The following is a 14,476-nucleotide window of genomic DNA, read 5'->3' on the forward strand; positions in this document are numbered from 1 at the left end:
CGGGTGAGCGGCCCCGGCGTCGCCCTGGGCGGCGCCTGGCGTCTTCAGGCTGTGGCCTGTTCCTGGCCGGCGGCGAGGCGTCCGAGGTGGCGGGCCGGATAGGGCGTGGAGGGCAGCCCGGTGGCGATCAGCTCGGCCATCGAATCGCCGATGCCGGGGCCGATGGTGCAGCCTTCGACGCCCCCGGCCCGACCAGGCCGCCGCCGACGACGATGACGTCGGCACGCAGGGTTTCCGGCGCGGCGGCGATGGGCGTGGCGCTCGGCGGCGTGCTCACTGCACCACCTCCACATCCAGCGGCAGCGGTTTCACCGGCGCCTGGCCGCGCAGGCGGTCGACCTGATGTACCGGCGCGGCGCAGGCGGCGGCGACGATCTCGGCGCCGGCATGGCCGCAGTAGCGGCCCTGGCAGCGGCCCATGCCGATCCGGCTGAAGGCCTTGGCGCGGTTGAGTTCGCTGCCGCCCGGCTCGGTGGCGCAGCGGCGCAGCTCGCCGGCGGTGACGGTCTCGCAGCGGCACACCACCGCTTCGTCCGACAGGGCGGCAGCCTGGGCCTGCGGCCAGGGGAAGGCGAGGGCGAGGCCGCGGCGGAAGCGTTCCATCTTCGCCAGCCGGGCGCGCAGCGCCTTGTGTTCGGCGGCGTAGCGGCCGGCGCCGGGCTGCAGGCCGAGGTCGTGCAGGGCGGCGAGGGCGGCCAGGCGGCCGGCGGCTTCGGCGCCGTCGGCACCGAGGATGCGGGCGCCGTCGCCGGCCAGGTAGACGCCGCTGGCGCTGGCGCGGCCGTCTTCGTCGATGGCGGGCAGCCACTGGCGGCTGGCGTCGTCGAAGCGGAAGTCGCAGCGGGCGAGGTCGGCGAGCTGGGTTTCGGCGCGCAGGTGGTAGCCCATGGCCACGGCGTCGCAGCTGAAGCGGCGTTCGCGGCCGCCAGTGCGCACCACCAGCGCGTCGGCGCCGTTGTCGGCATCGCCTTCCACCCGCAGCGGGATGGCGCCGCGCAGCAGCGGTACCCCGGCGCGGCGCAGGCGGGCGATGAGGCCGAGGCCGCGCAGCAGCAGCGCCGGGCGGGCGAGCAGGCCGGGCAGGGCGGCGGCCGGCGCCGCCGGCGAGGTGTCGATGACGGCGGCCAGGCTGGCGCCGGCCTTGAGGTACTGACTGGCGACGAGGTAGAGCAGCGGCCCGGTGCCGACGAAGGCGACGCGGCGGCCGATGGCGCAGGCCTGGGCCTTGAGCGCGATCTGCGCCGCGCCCAGGCTGTAGCAGCCGGCGCGGTGCCAGCCCGGCAGCGGCAGCAGGCGGTCGGTGGCGCCGCTGCAGATCAGCAGCGCGTCATAGGGCAGGGCCTGGGCGCGGCCGTCGCGGATCACATGCAGGGCGCCGCCGGAGATGTTCCAGGCCAGGGTTTCCGGCCGGTAGTCCAGCCGCGGCTTGAGGGTGTCGAAGGCGTGGTGCAGGGCCTGGGCCTTGGCCGCCTCGCTGCCGTACAGCTGGGCGTAGGGGCGGCTGAAGTTCTCCGGCTGGCGGCGGTAGATCTGGCCGCCGTCGCGCCGGCCTTCGTCGATCACGATGGGCCGCAGGCCGGCCTGCACCAGGGCTTCGGCGGCGCGCACGCCGGCCGGGCCGGCGCCGATCACGATCAGTCGCGGCGCGGCCATGTCGCCTCCGGCAGTTGGGTGAGCACCGCCATGCCTTCGGCCACCGGGGTGGAGCAGGCGCGCCAGCGTTCGCCGCCGGCGCCGCGCACCCAGCAATCCTGGCAGGCGCCCATCAGGCAGAAGCCGGAGCGCACGCCGTCGCCGAACTCGGAATGGCGCAGGTGGCCGCCGTTGGCGAGCACCGCGACCAGCAGGGTGTCGCCCTCCAGGGCGGTGACGGGGCGGCCATCCACGGTGAGGTGGACGGCGCGGCGGGCGGTTTCGCCGAGACGGACGAAGCGCCCGCCGGGAATGGCGGTGGCGGATGGCATTCGGCGGGTTTGGCGGCTGCGGCTACTTGCTGGAGTCGACCAGCCGCTCTATCGGGTAGTGGGTGTTGATGAAAGGCGACCCAATGACGCTGGAACTGAAACTTTTTCGATGGCGAAGCTGCGCTCCAGCAGGCCCTCGATGATGCCTGGGCAGGGGGCACGCGGTGGGTCATGAACTTCGGCAGGCAGGCGCGCCCGCTGCTGACGAGATGGCATTCGAGGATGACGTCGATGTCGCGGCGCGTGGCAATGGCCCGGTAGCGAGGTGGTCCGGACAGGGTTCTCTTGCGTTCCGCCCGGACGTGCGGCTTGGACGGCGTCTCACCCCGGATTCAGCTCCACCGTCACATGCGCCCGTTCCCCATGCTCCTCCGATCGCGCCTTCAGCATTTCCGGCAACCGCGGTGCGGCGGAGGCGGGGCGGTGATGGCGGCGCGGGCTTCGCGCTTTGTCCCGAACCTCTAGGTTTCGCTCGGGACAGGCCTGCCGCGGATCCGCCCGGACGGTGATCGTGCATCCGCCTGCCGTCTCGATGGCGGCGGGTGTGCAAGGGCGATGCGGGCTGGGTCGCGCCCATCGCCTGTGGGATCATTCAGGCCCCGCCGCTTCACCGCCCCGACCCCATGCGCTTCCTCCACACCGCCGACTGGCACCTCGGCCGCGTCTATCACGGCATGCCGCTGCTGGAAGACCAGGCCCATGTGCTGCGCGACTTCGTCCGCCTCGCCGCCGAGCTGAAGCCCGACGCCATCCTGATCGCCGGCGACGTCTACGACCGCTCGGTGCCGCCGGCCGACGCGGTGAAGCTGCTGGACGAGGTGCTGGCCGAACTGGTGCTGGGCCTGGGCATACGGGTGGCGATGATCGCCGGCAACCATGACGGCCCGGACCGCCTCGCCTTCGGCTCCAGCCTGCTGGCACGCGCCGGCCTCACCGTGCGCGGGCCGGTGGAGGCCGGCGCCGAACCGCTGCTGTTCGACGACGCCCACGGCAAGGTCGCGGTGCATCTGCTGCCCTATGGCGAGCCGGCGCTGGTGCGGGCCGCGCTGCCGCCGGCGCCGGCGGCCGAGGTGAAGGAGGTGGCGAAAGGAGCGCGTCCGAAGGGCCAGCCCGTGATGGGCCAGCCCGCAATGGGCCAGGGCGAGCTCTTCCCCGCCGCCGAAGCCGTATCAGACCCCGCCGACGCAGCCGAAAGCGGCACGCCGGCCGAAGCCGCCACCCCGCGCATCGCCGACCACCACAGCGCGCTCGCCGCCCAGGTCGCCGCCGCCCGTGCCCGCCAGCCGGCCGGCGCGCGTTCGGTCGCGGTCGCCCACGCCTTCGTCATCGGCGGCAGCGAGGCCGAGTCCGAACGGCCGCTGACGGTGGGCGGCAGCGGCAGCGTCGGCGCCGAACTGTTCGACGGCTTCGACTACGCCGCCCTCGGCCACCTGCACCGGCCGCAGCAGATCGGCTCGCCGCGCATCCAGTATTCCGGCTCGCTGCTGAAGTACTCCTTCGCCGAGGCCGACCACGCCAAGTCGGTGTCATTGGTCACCCTGGGCGCGCCCGGCGAACTGCAGGTGGAACGCATCGCCCTGGCGCCGCGGCGCGACCTGCGCATCCTCCAGGGCCGGCTGGACGAACTGCTCGCCGCCGCGGCCAGCGACCCGGCGCGGCAGGACTATGTGCTCGCCCGCCTCACCGACGACGGCGCGCTGCTGGACGCCATGGGCAAGCTGCGCACCGCCTATCCCAACGCGCTGGCGATAGAACGCAGCCTGCTGCAGGGCGAGGGCGGCGCCCACCGCGGCGGCGACCACCGCCGCATGTGCGTCGAAGACCTCTTCGCCGGCTTCTACCGCGAGATGACCGGCCAGGTGCTGGGCGAAGGTGCCGCCGCGGTGCTGGCCGAGGTAGTGCAGCGGGTCGAACGCGAGGCGCGCCAGGCATGAAACCCGTCACCCTGCACCTGCAAGCCTTCGGCCCCTTCGCCGGCCGCGAGACGGTGGCCTTCGACCGCCTGCCGCCCGGCTGCCTCTTTCTCATCGCCGGCCCCACCGGCGCCGGCAAGACCTCGCTGCTGGACGGCATCACCTACGCCCTCTACGGCGACACCTCCGGCGGCGAGCGCAGCGCCCGCGAAATGCGCAGCCACCATGCCGACCCGGCCACGCTCACCGAAGTCGAGTTCGAGTTCGAACTCGGCGGCGCCCGCTACCGGGTGCGCCGGGTGCCGGAGCAGGAACGCCCGGCGCGGCGCGGCGAAGGCCTGGTCAAGGTCGCCGCGGTGGCGGAGCTGTGGAAATGGACCGGTGCCGGCGCGCCCGCCGCCGACAGCGAAGACGCCGGCTGGCAGCCGCTGGCCCAGCGCAGCAACGAAGTCGGCCAGCGCATCGCCGAACTGCTGGGCTTCGAGGCCGAACAGTTCCGCCAGGTCGTGCTGCTGCCGCAAGGCCAGTTCCGCAAGCTGCTCGCCGCCGACTCCAAGGCGCGCGAACGCATCCTCGAAACCCTGTTCGGCACCGCGCTGTACAAGCGGGTGCAGGACGCGCTGAAGGAAGCCGCCGCCGCGCTGCGCCGCGAGGCCGAGGCGCTGGCGCTGCAGCGCGACGCCCTGCTGCATCAGGCCGGCGCCGAAAGCGCTGAAGCGCTGACCACTCACGCCGGCCAACTCGCCGGCCGCCTCGCCGAACTGGCGGCCGAAGAAACCCGCCTGCGGCTGGCGGACGACGCCGCCCGCGCGGCGCAGCAGCAGGCCACCGCCCGCGGCGCCCTGTTCGCCGAACGCGACGCCGCGCTCGCCGCCCAGGCCGCGCTGGCCGAGCGCGAAGCCGGCATCGCCCTGCGCCGCAACCGCCTCGCCGACGCCCAGCGCGCCGCCCAGGTGCTGGCGGCGGACGAAGCCGCGCAGGAAGCCATCCGCCAGCAGGACGACGCCCGCGCCGCCGCCGCTCGCCAGCAGCAGGAAGCCGAAGCCGCCGCCGACCGCCTCGCCACCGCCGCCCGCCAGCTGGCGGCGGAGCAGGCCCGCGCCGGCGAGCGCGAGGCCGCCCAGCGCGAACTGCTGCGGCTGGAAGCGCTGGGCGAAGCCGCCGGCAAGCTGGCCGAGGCGGAGCGCGAACTCCTCGCCCGCCAGCGCGCCCGCGCCGAGGCCGAAGCCGCCGCCAGCGGTGCCGATACCGCGCTCGCCACCCTGGAGCGCGAGCACGCCGCACTCCTGGCCCGGCAGGAAGCGCTGGCGCCGCAGGCCGCCAGGGTGGACGCGCTGGTGCTGGAGCAGGCTGCCGCAGCCCGCCGCGCCGCCGGCCTCGCCCGCCTGAGCGAACGCGGCGAGGCGCTGGCCGCAGCCACCGCTGCCGAAACCCGCGCCCGCGGCGCCGAAGAGGCTGCCCGTGGTGCGCTGGAATCCGCCCGCCAGGCCCAGCAGCAACTGGAAGCGCGCTGGCGCGCTGGTCAGGCGGCGCGGCTGGCCGCCCATCTGCACGAGGGCGACGCCTGCCCGGTGTGCGGCAGCACCAGCCATCCGGCGCCGGCCCGCGCCGAAGGCGAGCAGCCCGGCGAGGACGACCTGCAGGCTGCCCAGGCCCGGGTCAGCGAAGGCGAGCGCACGCTGGACGGCCGCCGCGCCGCCCGTGAAGCCGCCGCCCAGGCCCGCGCCGGCGTGGAAGCGGAAATCGCCGTGCTGCGGCAGGAGCTGGATCTGCCCGCCGACGCAGTGCTGGCCGCCGAGCTGCAGCAGGGCGCGCAAGCCGCCCAGGCGCTGGCGCAAACGCTGCAACAAGCCCGCGCCGCCGCCACGGAACTGCAGCGGCTGCGCGACGATCTTGCCCAGCGCGAAGCCCGGCGCACCGCCGCCGCCGAAGCACAGAGCCGCAGCCGCAACGACTTCGCCAGCGCCCAGGCGGCTGCCCAGGCCGCCGACAGCGTGGTCGCCGAACGCCGCGCCGGTCTGCCTGAAGCCCTGCGCGCGCCCGGCGCGCTGGACGCCGCCAGGCGCGAAGCCGCCGCCCGGCGGGACGCGCTGGAGCGGGCCTGGACCGCCGCGCAGACGGCGCACGGCGAAGCCGGCAATACCGCCGCCGCCGCCAATGCCCGCAAGGAGGCCGCCGCCCAGGTGCTCGCCGCCGCCCACCAGCGCGCCAGCGCTGCCAGCGAGCGCTATGCCGCCGCCTGGCGCGCCGCCGGCTTCGCCGACGAAGCCGCCTACCGCGGCGCCCGCCTGCCGGCGGCGGAAATCGACGCCCTGGCCGCCGGGCTGCAGCGCTTCGAACAGGAAAAGGCCGCCGCCGCCGAGCGTTGCCTGCGCGCCGGGCAGGCGGTGGCCGGGCTGGAGCGCCCCGACCCCGCCGCCGCCGAGGCCGCCGCCCGCGCCGCGCGGGAAGCGGTCGAAGCCACGGTGTCGCGGCTGGCCCAGGTGCGCGGCGAGCTGGACACCACCCAGCGCACCCTGCAGCAACTGGCCGAACTCGCCCGCCGCGGCGGCGACATCGAGGCGCGCTACCGCGACACCGGCGAGCTGGCCGACATCGCCGATGGCCGCAACGGCCACAACATGACCTTCCAGCGCTATGTGCTCGCCGCGCTGCTGGACGACGTGCTAGCCGCCGCCTCGCTGCGGCTGAAGGCGATGAGCCGCGGCCGCTACCTGCTGCAGCGCCGCGCCGAGGTCAGCGATGCCCGCCGCGCCGCCGGCCTCGACCTGGACGTCATGGATGAATACACCGGCCGCGCCCGCCCCGCCGGCACCCTGTCCGGCGGCGAGGGCTTCATGGCCTCGCTGGCGCTGGCGCTGGGCCTGTCCGACGTCGTCCAGGCCTATGCCGGCGGCGTGCAGCTGGACACCCTGTTCATCGACGAAGGCTTCGGCAGCCTGGACCCGGAATCCCTGGACATGGCGATGCGCACCCTGGTGGACCTGCAGCAGCGCGGCCGCCTGGTGGGCGTGATCTCCCACGTCGAGGAAATGAAGCAGCAGATCGACGTCGCCATCGAAGTCAAACCGGGGCCGCGCGGCAGCAGCGTGCGCATCGTCGTCTGAGGCGGCAGCGCTTGTCGCCGGGGCGGGGCGAGATATGCCAAATGGGATAAGCACGACGGCATCCGCCGCGGCCGGAACGGGCCTGCAGGTGCCGCCACGCCTCGCGGGTTGACCCGCAAATGCCCGGAATGGGCTGGTCGCGTGCAATAATTCGCGCCCTTGTAATTGCCGCCGCGGTACCCTCGGAAGTTGCTGTCTGCCCCCGCAGCGAGCGTTCCCGCGCGATGCGACATACCGGCCGGATCCGACCCGGTCCTGTTTTTGGAAGCTGAGAATCATGATGGAGTCGGATCAGATCGACGAGCGCTGGCCACTGGCTTCCGGACTTTGGGTGCGTGGCGTCGGCGCGGGCTACCGGCTGGTCGAGACGGCTGCCGGCGAAGCCGCCTACGCTGGTCTGGCCGCCGCCGATCTGGCCCGTCTCGCCGGCGCCCGGCTGGAGCAGGCCACCGACGCCGTCTTCCCTCCCGAATTCGCCTATTCCCCGGTTTCCGGCGCCAGCCTGCCGGCCGCGCCGCCGGCCTCCGCGCAGAACTGGGTGCCGCCGCATGGCCAGAAGAACGTGGCCGCCGGCGAGCGCCCCGGCGTGCGCGGCCTGAGGGTGACGCCGCAGGCGCTGCGGGTGAGCGCCATTCCGCGCGCCGAAGGCGGCGACGGCGATGCCGCGCTGCCGCTGCCGCCGGCCGGCAACTATGAATTCCTCGTCTCCCGCTACGGCACCCGTGGCGGCGAACTGCTGGCGCTGGACCCGGTGGCCGGCGCGCTCTACCTGTGGCTGGCGGAATCCGCACTATGGATGGCGCTGGCCGATGCCGGCGGCGGCTTCCTCGCCGAAACCGCGCTGAAGCGCGAGGACTGGCGTTGCGAAGTGGCCGGCCAGGGCGAGGACAGCCTCATCTTCCTGCCCACCGCCGCCGGCCTTGCCTGCCTGCGCCCGCGCGCGCTGGCGCTGAGCTTCGAGGTGGCCTACATCGGCAGCGGCGCCGTCATCGGCGCACCGCTGCACTGGGGCGGCGCCATCTGGGCGCCGCAGCGCAGGGCGAATGGCACGCTGGTGCTGCAGGCGGCGGAGTTGTCCGGCGCCGTCGGTGCGGCCATCGACGTCGCCACCGACGATCCCTTGGCCGGCCTCGGCCGCTTCGCGCCGCCGGTGGGCAACGAACGCCAGCTGATCTGGCCGGGCGACGGCGGCCAGCTGGTGCTCAGCCGCACGCCGGATGGCGGCATGCAGGCGGACTGGCTGGCCTGGCCCGGCGGGGTGACGCCGGCCTTCGAATTCGGCTGCCCTTTCATGCCCACCAGCGGCGGCTTCTGGCAGCTGTGCTGGGATGCCGGCCGCGATACCTACGTCTATCTGCAACTGGGCCGCACCCAGGCCGAGCGCCACGAGGCGCTGGCGCCGCGCTTGAGCACCGGGCGCATCAACTACCGCTTCGGCGCGCGCATGAAGCTGCCGCCGTGGCAGGAGCCGGAGCATGGCGACGACGGCGCCGGCACGGTGGTGCTGCCGCTGCTGGAGTCGGCGGTGGATGCGGCGGTGGTCGGCGTCGAAGTCGAATCCAGCCGCGGCCTGAACGAACTGCTGGGCAGCCGCGAGCGCCTGCATGCCACCCTGCTGGTGCAGGCCGACAACCATGCCGACCTGCGCCTGCTGCGCTTCTACGCCGCGCAGCCCTGGGCCGGCCGGGTGTTCATGCATGACGGCCTGCTCTGGTTCTATCACCCCGAGGCGAGCCGCATCGAAGGCTGGAGACTGGAAGTATGAGTTTGAAGCGCTTGTGGGCCCGGCTGGCCTGCGCCCTGGTCGGTCTGGCATGCCCGGCGTTCGCTGGCGCCATGCAGCATGCATTCCTGGTGCAGAACTCCGGCTGGATGGAGCCTTTCTACGCCGACTCCGCCTCGCAGCTGAAGCCGCTGGTGGCGGCGGTGGCGAACGCGGTGACCGATGGCAGCGACGAGGTCGTCATCCAGGCCTTCAACCAGCGCACGCCCACCAACCCTTCGCCGGTGACGCTGTACCAGGGCCGCGGCGCCGGCAACGCGCAGGCGGCGCTGGCGCCGCTGGGCGTGGCGCTGAAGGCGCCGGGCGGGGCGATGGCGGATACCGATTTCAAGGAAGCGGTGGTGTCCACCATCACCGGCCCGTTCAAGGCCCAGCCGGGCATCGTCTGGATCTTCACCAACAACCGCAACAGCCCGAACAACGACGCCCAGACCACCGAGCGCAACCGCGAGTTCTACCGCCTGGTGCACCTGGAGCCCTCCATCGCCCGCACGCTGGCCTTTCCGCTGCGCATGCCGGTGCAGGGCAAGCATTACCGCGCCACCGGGCTGATGGTGTATGCGCTGGCCTATGGCGAGCCGGCGGCGCAGCACCTGCAGGCGCTGGTGGAGCAGGGCCGGCTGGCGCGGGTGTTCACCGCCGCGCCGGCGCGGCTGAAGCCGCTGGACCAGGACGGCCTGCGGGTGGTGCCGCGCGAGGTGCGCAACTCCGCCGACGTGCAGGCTTCGCTGGCGGCCGATGGCCGCACGCTGGTGTTCGACATCGAGGCCGCTGCGCTGGCGCCGCGCATCGGCCTGCGCGCCGGCTTCGAGAATCTGTTCTTCCCCTACGAGATCGTGAATGCCGAGGTGCGCGCCGACATGGTGGCCGCCGGCGGTGCGCGCCTGCCGCTGCAGGTGGCGCCGGCGCGGCTGAGCGGGCTGGCGCCGGGCGCCGCCACCGAGGTGGAACTGCAGCTGCCGGTGCCGGTGGCGCAGGTGCCGTCGCCCTGGTCGGCGGCGGCCATCTCCGCCATGGGCAAGCGGGTGCTGGTGCCGGCCACGGTGGAGGTGTCCCTCGCCGGCCAGCAGCTGCGCATTTCGGAAGGTTTCCGCCAGTCGCTGTCCGAGCTATTCCCCGGCGATCCGCTGTCCGAAGTGTTCCTGCCGCCGGAGGGGCTGAAGGCCTCCACCGCCCACATCCCGGTGCTGCTGCGCATCCAGTATCCGCTGCTGCCGGTGGTGGTGGTGGTCGGCGGCCTGCTCGCGCTGGTGCTCGGCCTGGCGGCGCTGGCGCTGCTCGCCGGCCGCAGCGCGCGCTATGACGTGACCGTCGATGGCTTCAAGCGCACGGTGGCGCTGAAGGCTTTCGGCAGCCTGGAACTGCGCGACCCGGAGGGCAACCGCGCCGGCAGCATCAAGCGCGGCCTGGGCGCGCCCAGCGTGGTCGAGGTCGCCGAAGGGCACAGCATCACCATCGGCAAGCGCTGAGCGGCGCGGTCTTCCGGTTTCCCCATCCCCCGATTCTTCATCTCAAACAACAACGCTTGGAGTGCTTTCATGGCCGATCAACAACAGCAGGGCGGCAGCGGATTCGTTCTTCCCCAGCCCGGACAGGCACAGGACAACGCGGCCAGCACCAGCGCGCCGCAAGCGCCGGCGCCGCTGATCCAGATCGGCGCCGGCGGTGAGGACACCTCCTCGCGCGACCTGCTGGTGGGCGGCGGCATCCTGCTGGTGCTGCTGATCGCCTTCTTCTTCGCCCGCAACGGCTACGCCAACATGCTGGTGCGCAAGCGGGTGCCGCCGGGCAAGGCCAACGCCGCCGGCTGGTGGCTGTTCGTGTTCCTGGCCAGCGTGTCCACCGGCGTGGTGCTGTCGGCGGTGAATTCCGCCAAGTTCATGACGCCGCTGATCATCGGCCCGCTGGGCGTGGTCGGTCTGCTCGGCCTGGTGCTGATGCTGCTCTCGGGCCGGCGTTGATCGCTTCCCGCTTCCCGTCAATTTCCAGCAGGAGAGCCACCGATGGCTGAACCCCAACAGGCCGATGGAGTGAAGGCCGCCGGCGCGCGCAAGGAAGAGAAACTGGTCAAGCTGCGGCCGACGCTGTTCGTCGGCGTCGGCGGCACCGGCATGGAAGTGCTGATGCGGGTGCGCAGGCGCGTGCTGAACGCCCTGTGGTCCGGCGGCGTGCGGGTGGACAGCCTGGCCGACTTCCCGGTGGCGCAGTTCATCCAGCTCGACCTCGACCACGGCGCGGTCATCGACAGCGGCCGGGCGCAGGCGGAAGACCTGCAGTTCGACCTGGTGAAGTTCACCGACGACGAGAAGCTGGTCGAATCCTTCGAGATCGAGAAGTACAGCCGCGACGACGATTCGCTGGCGCGCTTCCCGCACATCCAGAGCTGGTCGCCGCTGACGCCGAAGAAGATCCGCGACCTCGGCATCGACCCGGCCAAGGGCGCCGGCCAGATCCGCGCCATCTCGCGCCTCTACTTCTTCGACAAGTACGCCAAGATCCGCGACAAGCTGCGGCTCAAGCTGAAGTCGCTGAAGGCCGGCCTGTCGCGCGACGCGCAGCTGAAGCAGCTCGGCCTGGAGCTGGACCAGAGCAAGTTCCGCATCGTCGTCGTCGGCTCGGTGGCCGGCGGCACCGGCTCCGGCTCCTTCCTCGACATGGGCTGGCTGGCCGGCTGGATCGCCCGCGACGAAGTCGGCAGCGCCGACGTCGAGCTGATGCTGTTCATGCCCACCGGCTTCTCCGGCGCCAACAAGGACCGCACCGAGGCCAACGGCTACGCCGCGCTGATGGAACTGGAATCCGCCATGCGCGGCTATTCCGACTATGTGAAGCGCTGGGACAGCTACGACCAGCCCGACCTGCCGCTGAAGCCCTACGACGAGGTCTACCTGGTCGATTCCGGCAACCTCGCGCGCCAGCACACGGCGAAGATGAACGACGTCTACCACATGGTGGCCGACGCCCTGTTCGAGGACTTCGCCTCCGCCGACTTTGCCAACAAGAAGCGCTCCATCGCGGTCAACCAGCGCCAGCACAAGATCACGCCTTTCAGCCCGCCGGTGCCGGCGGGCCGCTTCGGCGACATGAAGCTCACCTATTCGCGCACCTACTCCGCTTTCGGCCAGGCGGTGCTCGACACCCAGCTCAAGTTCCGCCGCGACGAGCGCGCCCATGCGCTCGCCGCCGCCATGCTCAAGGCCTTCTTCGGCGTTGCCGGCAGCGACATCGGCGCCAACCGCGCCACCGAGAAGAAGCGCGACGAGTTCATGGCCACCCACATGCACCTGCGGCCGGCGCCCTTCAGCGACTTCCCCGAGTTCTCCTCCAAGGATGTGGCGCTGAAGCGCTCCAGCGGCGAGTTCCTGGACTACTTCGTCGTCGAGGAACTGCTGCAGGACCGCCAGGGCATGCTGGTGGCCGGCGTGCAGCAACGCGTCAACGCCCGCCTGGAAGACATCAAGACCGGCTTCGCCCGCGAGGAATGGCCGACCCAGATCCGCGAGACGGTGCGCCAGCTCGAGCGCGACGTCATGCGCGACCAGGATTCCGGCGCCGACACCACCGAAGACCGCATCGCCCGCCGCCGCCGCGAAATCTTCGAGAAAACGCGCGAAGTCATCGCCCAGCAGCTCTTCGCCTACCTGGACAACAAGGAATACGGCGGCCTGGAGTACGTGCTGTCGCTGGTCGAACAGATCAAGGACAGGCTGGAGAACGCCGAGACCGGCATCTGCGCGGTGCTGGACCTCAACGCCGCCCGCTACGACGAGATCAAGGAGGCGGTGCGTACCTACGAGTACGAGCGCCTGATGAGCAACCTCGCCGAAACCCGCGGCGGCGTGCTGGGCGGTCTGCTCGGCGGCGGCGAGCGCCAGGCGCAGATGGTGATGGAGCAGCTCGCCACCGAAATCGCCAACGGCCTCAAGTTCCACCTGCGCGCCAAGGCCGCGCGCGAAGCCGCCACGCTGATGCGCGAATTGTCGCGCTGGCTGGGGCAGAAGACCGGCGTGGACGCCAGCGGCGCGCCGGTATGGAACGGCCTGGTCGGCGAATTCCAGGACGGCCGCAACGCGGTGCTCGACATGCTGGCCCGGCTGGAGCGCGACGTCGCCATCCTGCGGCAGGACCTGCGCAGCGAACACGCCACCCTGCTCGCCATCGAAGCCGCCGAACGGCCGCTGCCCACGCCCTCCGCCGGCACCCTGCGCGAATGGGCGGACGAAGCCTTCAAGGATCTCGGCGGCTCGCGCGCCCTGTTCCCCATGCTCACCGACCCGGACGACCGCCCGGCGCTGCTGCGCAAGGTGGTGCGCATGGCCGAGCGGCAGATGGACATCGCCGGCAGCGAGAACGGCGACTCCGGCGAACCGCTGATCGAAGCGCTGGAGCAGCGCTCGCCGGCCGAGCGCCTGCGCATCTTCTCCGACCTGCTGCAGCGGGCCATGCCCTGGGTGGACGGCAACCTCGGCCGCGACTTCACCCCGGTCAGCGACCAGTACAAATGCTTCATCGGCGTTGCCCACGCCGACGAGTTCTCGCGCAAGTTCAAGGCCGAGCTGGAAACCTGCGTGCCCACCGGCGCCGGCATCACCGCCAACCAGGTCGCGGTGGTCGAAACCGGTGTGCCCGGTCGCGCCGTCTGCTATGCCGAACTCTCCGGCATTCCGCTGACAGTGCTGCGCGGCCTGGAAGCCTGGCGCACCAGCTACCGCAAGGAAAGCGAGAACATCCCCACCCACACCCACATCGACTCCACCCGCTTCTCGCACCCGCTGGCGCCCAGCACCGACGAGCTGAACCGGCTGGCGGACGACTTCAAGTACTACCTGCTGGCCGTCATGCTCGGCATCCTCAGCCGCAGCACCCAGCGGGTGGTGCCGCCGGGGCAGTACCAGTTCGCCGTCGCCCGCGGCGATGTCCGCCGCATCGGCAACGAGCGCGCCTTCCGCCTCAACGGCCTGCCTGCCACCTACCGCGAGCAGATCATCGGCCGGGTGCAGCAGGCGCTGGACGATCTGGATGGCCCGCGCTGCTGCGCCCTGGCCGCACTGGCCGGCTACTACGCCACCGCCGTCTACACCGCCCAGCTGGTGGATGACGAAACCGGCGCCCAGCAGGTGCGCACCGGCTTCGCCAGCGCCATCGCCGCCGAGGCCGCCCGCGAACTGCGCGAACGCGCGCTGCGCAAGGGCGCCAGCGACGCCGAACTGGAGCGCGCCGAATTCCGCCTGACCGAGCCGGGCATCCTGCGCCAGTGGGCCGACCCGGTGGCCGAGTCGGACGCCGACGCCTACGAGTGGGAAGTGCGTGCGCCCGAAAGCGCCAACCAGCCGAGGCTGAAGTTCGTGATGCGGCAGGACGCCCAGTCCGCCGCCGCCATCGCCACCCTGCTCGGCGGCCAGGCCGCCGCGGCTGCCAGCGGCGGTTTCGGCGCCGCGCCGGTGCCGGCCTTCGGCACTGCGGCACCGCCGCCGCTGCCCGGCGCCCCCGGCGTGCCGCCGCCGGTGGTGCAGCATGCCTACCACCTGGCGGTAGCCGGTCAGCAATACGGTCCCTATCCCGCCGCCCAGGTGCTGCAGATGATGCAGGCCGGCCAGATCGACCCGGCCCAGACCCAGGTGTGGCGCAACGGCTTCGCCGGCTGGATGCTGCTGTCCCAGTGCGCCGAACTGCAGGCGCCGGCCGCCCCCGCCGGCATGCCTCCGCCTC

General features: G+C 72.5%; 9 protein-coding genes. 6 read left to right on the forward strand and 3 right to left on the reverse strand.

Features of this window, described 5'->3' with window-relative positions; genetic code table 11:
- Positions 1-127: 127 nt before the first annotated feature.
- From GRF61_RS19970 to GRF61_RS19980, 3 genes are read right to left on the reverse strand one after another with little or no spacing between them, the layout of a single operon-like run.
- Positions 128-277: a hypothetical protein gene (locus GRF61_RS19970; protein WP_169152384.1), complete on the reverse strand. Its 150-nt coding sequence runs from the start codon at positions 275-277 to the stop codon at positions 128-130.
- Positions 274-1,653: an FAD/NAD(P)-binding oxidoreductase gene (locus tag GRF61_RS19975; RefSeq protein ID WP_169152385.1), complete on the reverse strand. Its 1,380-nt coding sequence runs from the start codon at positions 1,651-1,653 to the stop codon at positions 274-276. The genes GRF61_RS19970 and GRF61_RS19975 overlap by 4 nt, the downstream gene beginning before the upstream one ends.
- Entirely contained in the window at positions 1,635-1,964 is a 330-nt protein-coding gene (locus tag GRF61_RS19980) for a (2Fe-2S)-binding protein (protein WP_133594466.1), read from the reverse strand. The genes GRF61_RS19975 and GRF61_RS19980 overlap by 19 nt, the downstream gene beginning before the upstream one ends.
- Before the next feature lie 623 nt (positions 1,965-2,587).
- Here GRF61_RS19980 and GRF61_RS19985 point away from each other — a divergent pair.
- The 6 genes from GRF61_RS19985 to GRF61_RS20010 all read left to right on the forward strand — a co-directional run.
- On the forward strand, positions 2,588-3,898 hold the full coding sequence (locus GRF61_RS19985) for an exonuclease SbcCD subunit D (protein ID WP_169152386.1): 1,311 nt from the start codon (positions 2,588-2,590) through the stop codon (positions 3,896-3,898).
- On the forward strand, positions 3,895-6,984 hold the full coding sequence (locus tag GRF61_RS19990) for an SMC family ATPase (RefSeq protein ID WP_169152387.1): 3,090 nt from the start codon (positions 3,895-3,897) through the stop codon (positions 6,982-6,984). Before GRF61_RS19985 ends, GRF61_RS19990 begins: the two co-directional genes overlap by 4 nt.
- Before the next feature lie 277 nt (positions 6,985-7,261).
- Complete coding sequence (locus GRF61_RS19995) at positions 7,262-8,749, forward strand: hypothetical protein (protein ID WP_169152388.1); 1,488 nt, start codon at positions 7,262-7,264, stop codon at positions 8,747-8,749.
- A complete protein-coding gene (locus GRF61_RS20000; RefSeq protein WP_169152389.1) occupies positions 8,746-10,236 on the forward strand; it encodes a hypothetical protein in 1,491 nt (496 codons plus the stop codon). The genes GRF61_RS19995 and GRF61_RS20000 overlap by 4 nt, the downstream gene beginning before the upstream one ends.
- Positions 10,237-10,305: 69 nt before the next feature.
- Positions 10,306-10,728: a hypothetical protein gene (locus GRF61_RS20005; RefSeq protein WP_211166104.1), complete on the forward strand. Its 423-nt coding sequence runs from the start codon at positions 10,306-10,308 to the stop codon at positions 10,726-10,728.
- 42 nt (positions 10,729-10,770) lie between these two features.
- On the forward strand, positions 10,771-14,476 hold a 3,706-nt coding region (locus GRF61_RS20010; protein ID WP_169152390.1), incomplete at its 3' end, for a tubulin-like doman-containing protein.

The organism is Azoarcus sp. TTM-91, from assembly GCF_012911025.1.
Classification (GTDB): Bacteria; Pseudomonadota; Gammaproteobacteria; order Burkholderiales; family Rhodocyclaceae; genus Azoarcus.

What these genes read in the sequence shown, in the direction of transcription:
- GRF61_RS20005 (WP_211166104.1), top strand. Translation starts at nt 10,306, where the DNA reads ATGGCCGATCAACAACAGCAGGGCGGCAGCGGATTCGTTCTTCCCCAG.
- GRF61_RS19985 (WP_169152386.1), top strand. Translation starts at nt 2,588, where the DNA reads ATGCGCTTCCTCCACACCGCCGACTGGCACCTCGGCCGCGTCTATCAC.
- GRF61_RS19975 (WP_169152385.1), bottom strand. Translation starts at nt 1,653, where the DNA reads ATGGCCGCGCCGCGACTGATCGTGATCGGCGCCGGCCCGGCCGGCGTG.
- GRF61_RS19995 (WP_169152388.1), top strand. Translation starts at nt 7,262, where the DNA reads ATGATGGAGTCGGATCAGATCGACGAGCGCTGGCCACTGGCTTCCGGA.
- GRF61_RS20000 (WP_169152389.1), top strand. Translation starts at nt 8,746, where the DNA reads ATGAGTTTGAAGCGCTTGTGGGCCCGGCTGGCCTGCGCCCTGGTCGGT.
- GRF61_RS19990 (WP_169152387.1), top strand. Translation starts at nt 3,895, where the DNA reads ATGAAACCCGTCACCCTGCACCTGCAAGCCTTCGGCCCCTTCGCCGGC.
- GRF61_RS19980 (WP_133594466.1), bottom strand. Translation starts at nt 1,964, where the DNA reads ATGCCATCCGCCACCGCCATTCCCGGCGGGCGCTTCGTCCGTCTCGGC.